This window comes from Caballeronia arationis (genome assembly GCF_001544975.2).
In the GTDB taxonomy this organism is placed as follows: Bacteria; Pseudomonadota; Gammaproteobacteria; order Burkholderiales; family Burkholderiaceae; genus Caballeronia; species Caballeronia arationis.
The window spans coordinates 1-5,577 of sequence record NZ_FCOG02000236.1 but is presented as its reverse complement, the minus strand read 5'-3'; the positions used below and the strand labels follow the sequence as shown (position 1 = coordinate 5,577).

6 protein-coding genes are annotated in these 5,577 nt (G+C 57.9%); 3 read left to right on the top strand and 3 right to left on the bottom strand.

The genetic code is table 11. From position 1 onward, the window contains the following. The 3 genes from AWB81_RS47780 to AWB81_RS39895 form a co-directional block, all read right to left on the bottom strand. A partial coding sequence (locus AWB81_RS47780; RefSeq protein ID WP_143328446.1) for a 3-keto-5-aminohexanoate cleavage protein occupies nucleotides 1-78 on the bottom strand: 78 nt, incomplete at its 3' end. Nucleotides 79-110: 32 nt separating this feature from the next. Beyond that, nucleotides 111-917, bottom strand: coding sequence for an SDR family oxidoreductase (locus AWB81_RS39900; protein WP_062643831.1), 807 nt, complete (start codon nucleotides 915-917; stop codon nucleotides 111-113). Nucleotides 918-1,413: 496 nt separating this feature from the next. After that, nucleotides 1,414-2,139 carry a GntR family transcriptional regulator gene (locus AWB81_RS39895; protein ID WP_062643829.1) on the bottom strand — a complete coding sequence of 242 codons (726 nt, stop codon included), beginning with the start codon at nucleotides 2,137-2,139 and terminating at the stop codon, nucleotides 1,414-1,416. Between the two features lie 271 nt (nucleotides 2,140-2,410). Here AWB81_RS39895 and AWB81_RS39890 point away from each other — a divergent pair, with 271 nt between their 5' ends. From AWB81_RS39890 to AWB81_RS47775, 3 genes are all read left to right on the top strand, one after another. After that, on the top strand, nucleotides 2,411-3,760 hold the full coding sequence (locus AWB81_RS39890; protein ID WP_062643827.1) for an MFS transporter: 1,350 nt from the start codon (nucleotides 2,411-2,413) through the stop codon (nucleotides 3,758-3,760). A 95-nt stretch (nucleotides 3,761-3,855) separates the two neighbouring features. After that, the gene (locus AWB81_RS39885; RefSeq protein ID WP_062643825.1) at nucleotides 3,856-5,382 is read left to right on the top strand and encodes a D-arabinonate dehydratase; all 1,527 of its coding nucleotides are present in this window, start codon (nucleotides 3,856-3,858) and stop codon (nucleotides 5,380-5,382) included. Nucleotides 5,383-5,499: 117 nt separating this feature from the next. Further along, the coding region (locus AWB81_RS47775; protein WP_143328446.1) for a 3-keto-5-aminohexanoate cleavage protein at nucleotides 5,500-5,577 on the top strand (78 nt) is incomplete at its 3' end.

Sequence of the window (5,577 nt, the reverse complement as noted above, 5' to 3'; positions counted from 1 at the left end):
CAGGTACGGCGACATCGACGGTGTATGAATCGCGCCAGTGGGTGCACAGGTGATGATGACTTTGCGTTTCGTTGCCATATAAACCTCGTGATCAATGCATTCAAATGCGTTCAAAGCACTTCGACGTTGCCGCAGACCGAGATCGCCTGCCCTGAGATGCCGCTGCCGCCCGGCGAACACAGAAAGAGTGCGGTGGCCGCGACTTCCTCGGGGGTTGTCATCCGGCGCAGTGAAATCTTCTCGAGATACTGTTTCTCCATCTCGTCATAGGAGATGCCGAGTTGGCGCGCGCGCGCCTCGATCACACGCTCGATCCGGGGGCCTTTAACGATGCCAGGCTGGATCGCGTTCACACGGATGCCGACAGGTCCGAGTTCGATAGCAAGACTTTTAGTCAGCCCGACGACCGCCCACTTCGTCGCGGAGTACGGTGTTCGATAGGCGTAGCCCAGACGCCCGGCAACTGAGGACAGGCCGATGATTGCGCCGCCGTTGGGCGCACTGCGCAGGAGCGGCACCGCGCGGCGGGCGAAATAGAATTGCGCGTTCAAGTTCACGTCAATGGTTTGCTTCCACTCGCTCATGTCGAGCTCGTCGATGCCGCCCGTGGGACCCGCGATACCTGCGTTGTTGATCAGCACATCGAGGCCGCCAAGTCGATTCTGTACATCGGCGAAGACGCGTTCGACCGCGGCCGCGTCCGATACGTCAGCGAGCGTCGTGGTGATCGCGTTTGATTCCACGCGGCCCTCGGCTTCGAGCAGCGCGTCGATCGCCTGCTGGCTCGCGTCACAGACATGAACGCGCGAGCCGGCATCGACGAACGCGCGTGCAATTACGAGCCCGATGCCGGACGCACCGCCTGTTACGAGCACACGTAGGCCCACGTTTGGCTTCAACATCTGTAGAACATTCATGTTTGTCTCCCTTTTGTTTCACGGAGGTATTTGCCACGGTTTACATGCGGGCATCCCGAGCAGCCGGGCGACGTGATCGTCTCCCACAAGGGCAATTGCTTGTCCGCATTCTGTCGAAATTTGTGATTTGTGATCACCAAAAGAAGTCGGATTTTTGCGGTTCAAGCCATCGGCCGTATGCTTTGTCATACGAAACACCAAGGCCCGCGGGTTCTTTGAGATTAGTGACTTGTGATCACAAAGCAGATTCAGTTTGTATCTGTGGCGGGGACGAGTCAACCGGTTTTTGATTGGGACAAACGCTAAGTCGGTTTCTCTTAAAGCGCCGCTTAGAAGCGCGCCGCGGGCAGTTGACTGTTTGATTTCTAATGGTCATGCGCCACGTAGGCATCCGGCCGAAAGCGCGGTGCCCTTCCTCGCGGTCACAACGGACACGGCCTTCTCGTCCCGCGAGGACCGCGGAGGTGACTCTCACGCGTGCGCGCCGAGTGCAACTTTAGGCCGTTTCCGTCTGCGCCGCGTTTGCGGCTTCTCTGCTTAACAATCGCGCCTTGACATCGTCCGCAGCGTCGCCCAGATCGCGCTCGATGCCAGCTCTCGCGGCCTCGCCGTCGCCACGTTTCAACGCATCGAAAATCTGCCGGTGTGCTTCCATGGAATGCGCAATGTGGGCAAGGTCCGGCGCGACCAGATTCAAGAACGGACCGATACGCATCCAAAGATTCTGGACCGTTCCCATCATCACCTCGCTGCACCCGTGAGAGTAGATTGCCTGATGGAACTCAAAATTGCCGCGGAGATAGCCCGCGACATCACCCGCCTTAGCGCGCCCATCCATCCTGTCGAATACCCGCTGCAGAGCGCTGAGATCTGCCTTTGTCATCCGGGTCGCCGCCCGCTTTGCGATACACCCCTCGAGCGCGATTCGACCGTCGCGCAGTTCGTCGAGAATCTCAAGCGTCATTGGGGGCACCATCAACCCTCGGCCGGGTCCGTCAATCAGGGCCCCTTCTGCCTGCAAGCGCGTTAGTGCCCCACGAACGGGCATTGTCGAGGAGCCCACCGCCTCTGCGACACCGCGAAGGGTCAACGTCTGGCCTGGCGCGAACCGGCCCGTCATGATCGCCTCGCGCAATTGAAGATACACGCGCTCAGCCATGGTCTCGCGTGGAACGAGTTCAAGAGCTGGTAAGTCCTGCGACCCCGAACGAGCGGCTGCCATGATTGCCTCCATCAGGCGAAGTGATTTGTGATCATGATACGCACAACTGCGGCCGGTGCAAGCTGACCTGACTTTTCCGCCGAACGAGGGTTTACCTGATCGCCATCTTGCTTGACGACTCCATTCCACTCGCATAACCTGAGTTTGTGATCACAAATCACTAATCAAATGGCGTTCGCCGCCCGAGCGCACCGCCGAAAGATTGCCGTTTCGGGGTGTCATGGCTGCAACAACGCCGTTGGGTTCCCAGAAACCGTAGCTGGAGACTTTTATGCAATCTGACAAAGCCGGTTCTTTAACCGCCTCACCTGAAGATCGTTCGTCCCTAAATAGGCGGATCTTCCGGAAACTGATGCCGCTGCTTATTCTCGTGTACACGATCAGCTTCCTTGATCGCACGAATATCGCGCTGGCAAAGCACTCAATGAGTATTGATCTCGGACTTTCCGCGGCTACATATGGGCTGGGAGCTGGACTGTTTTTTCTTTCGTACGCTTCACTCGAGATCCCGAGCAACTTGTTGATGCACCGAGTCGGCGCACGTTTCTGGATCACGCGCATCATGGTCACGTGGGGTGTGTTGTCCACCGCGATGGCCTTCGTGCAGGGGGAAACGTCGTTCTACGTGTTGCGCCTTTTGCTTGGGGCAGCCGAAGCTGGTTTCTTCCCGGGCGTCATCCTGTACCTAACCTACTGGTTTGACCGCAAGGATTGCGCGCGCGCAACCGGCTACTTCTTGTTGGGCGTTTGCATTGCGAATGTCATCGGGGGACCCATCGGTGGTGCCCTGCTTGAACTTGATGGCGCGTTTGGAATGCATGGCTGGCAATGGTTGTTCTTCCTGGAAGGGTTGCCTGCGATTGTGCTCGCTTACGTTGTGTGGAAAAAGCTTCCGGACCGGCCGAGCGCCGCACCGTGGCTGTCGAAGCAAGAGGCAACTGACCTTGAACATCGACTCTCGGAACGGGAACACAACGCCGCCCACAATTTCAAGGATTGCCTCCGCGACAAGCAGGTTTGGCTCGCAATCTTTGTCTACTTCTGCCATCAAATCACGATCTACGCGGTCATCTTTTTCTTGCCCGGCATCATTGGAGCCTCTGGCCACTTCTCCCCGTTCCTCATTGGAGTGCTTTCGGCCGCGCCATGGCTTGCAGCGTCGATCGGTGCGGCAACGCTGCCGAGTCTGGCTAAGACTTCCGCTCAAAGCCGCGCTCTGCTTGTCGTCGGGTTCCTCATCATGGCCTCTGGTCTCGTGGTGGCGGTATATGCGCCTCCCGCACTTGCTTTGCTCGCGATGTGTGTAGCAGCGCTGATGTTCTTCGGCGTACAGTCCGTGCTCTTTAGCTTCCCCAGCTCACGTCTGAGCGGGACTGCCCTGGCTGGAGGTTTGGGGCTGTTGAACTCCTGCGGCGTCCTCGGCGGGTTTGTTGGACCTACCGTGATGGGCATCGTCGAGCAAACGACCGGCAAAGCCATAAACGGACTGCTGCTTATGGCAGGCGTGATCGTACTTGCGGCGGTTTGCGCCGTTCGTCTTCGCCACGGCTCTGAACGTCATCCCCGTGACGCAGTGCAAGAGCAACACCCCGCAGTACCTGTGGCCGCAGACCCGCAGTAAGCGACGGCGCATGGGCGTTCCTGCACGATAGGTCGCCATATCACGCTTACCGTTGTCTGAGAGCAGGCTGCAGCCCCACATACACGAGACAGAAAATGACTTCGACCGCTTTAACCATCAAGTTGAACGAAAACGACGATGTCGCGATCGCGCGTAGCGCACTCACAGCTGGAACCGTAGTTCATGAGTTGGGAGGGTTAGTCGTTCGCGACAACATTCCTGCCGCTCACAAAGTTGCTTTGCGCGCCATCGAAGCTGGCGGCGCCGTGCGCCGATACGGGCAAATCATCGGGTTCGCTACCAAAGCGATTGCGCCAGGCGATCATGTTCACGTCCAAAACATGGCCATGGGCGACTTCGCCCGAGACTATGCGTTCGGAACCGATGTGAAGCCCACCGAACCTGCCGCCGTACCGCTTACTTTTCAAGGGTTTCGTCGGCCCGATGGCCGAGTCGCGACACGTAACTACATTGGCGTGATTAGTACCGTCAACTGCTCAGCAACGGTGACAAAGCTGGTCACGCAGCATTTCTCAGCGCCCGGGGCGCTCGACGCGTACCCAAATGTCGATGGCATTGTTCCGATCACCCACAGCTTTGGGTGCTGCATCGATCATAACGGCGAAGGTATTCAGCAATTGCGCCGCACCATTGGCGGCTATGCAAAGCATCCGAATTTTGCGGGCGTTCTTATCATTGGGCTCGGCTGCGAGGCGAACCAGATGGGTGCGATGTTCGTCGCCGAAGGTGTGCAGCCAGGTGCGCTCATGGTGCCGCTCGTGATGCAAGAGCAAGGCGGTACCCAGAAGACCGTCGATGCTGCGATTGCCGCCGTCCAAAAAATGCTCCCAGTCGCGAACGAGGCAACGCGAGAGCCCTTGCCCATCTCCCATCTGAGCATCGCGCTGCAATGTGGAGGATCTGACGGGTATTCGGGGATTACCGCGAATCCTGCACTCGGTGCTGCAGTCGATTTGCTGGTACAGCATGGTGGCACCGCCATTCTCACCGAAACCCCGGAAATTTATGGCGCAGAGCATCTTTTAACCCGACGCGCAATTCGTCCTGAAGTCGGGGAAAAGATTGTTGAGCGAATCCATTGGTGGGAGCAGTACGCGGAAAGAGAGAAAGGCAGCATCGATAACAATCCGACGCCTGGCAACAAGGCGGGTGGGCTGACCACCATCCTTGAGAAGTCGTTGGGTGCGGTGGCGAAGAGTGGCTCATCCCCTCTCATGGGTGTCTATCGCTATGCCGAGCCAGTCGACGTCAAAGGCCTGGTCTTCATGGACGCGCCAGGATACGACCCGATGGGCGCGACCGGCCAGATCGCGAGCGGGGCAAATCTGGTGGTCTTTACGACCGGACGTGGATCCTGTTTTGGCGCCAAGCCGGCACCTTCGATCAAGGTCGCCACGAACACCAGCATGTACAAGCGAATGGCCGATGACATGGACATCAACTGCGGCGAGATCATGGATGGCACGGCGACGGTCGAACAAAAAGGAGAGGAAATCTTCAAGATGATCATTGAGGTCGCGTCTGGCAAGGAGAGCAAAAGCGAAGCGTTGGGCGTCGGTAACGAGGAATTCGTACCCTGGATGATCGGGGCGCAGATGTAAGAAGCGAAGTAATCCTGACGGCGAGTTTCCTCGGTGCGGTCGCCGGCCCATTTGCGTCGCGCGATTCAGCTCAGGACCGTCGATGTACTCGAGAATGTAAAAATCCAGAGGTTTAATATGGCAACGAAACGCAAAGTCATCATCACCTGTGCGCCCACTGGCGCGATTCATACACCGTCGATGTCGCCGTACCTC

Coding starts and splice junctions, on each gene's coding strand:
- AWB81_RS39900 (WP_062643831.1), bottom strand. CDS start 917: ATGAATGTTCTACAGATGTTGAAGCCAAACGTGGGCCTACGTGTGCTC.
- AWB81_RS39895 (WP_062643829.1), bottom strand. CDS start 2,139: ATGGCAGCCGCTCGTTCGGGGTCGCAGGACTTACCAGCTCTTGAACTC.
- AWB81_RS39890 (WP_062643827.1), top strand. CDS start 2,411: ATGCAATCTGACAAAGCCGGTTCTTTAACCGCCTCACCTGAAGATCGT.
- AWB81_RS39885 (WP_062643825.1), top strand. CDS start 3,856: ATGACTTCGACCGCTTTAACCATCAAGTTGAACGAAAACGACGATGTC.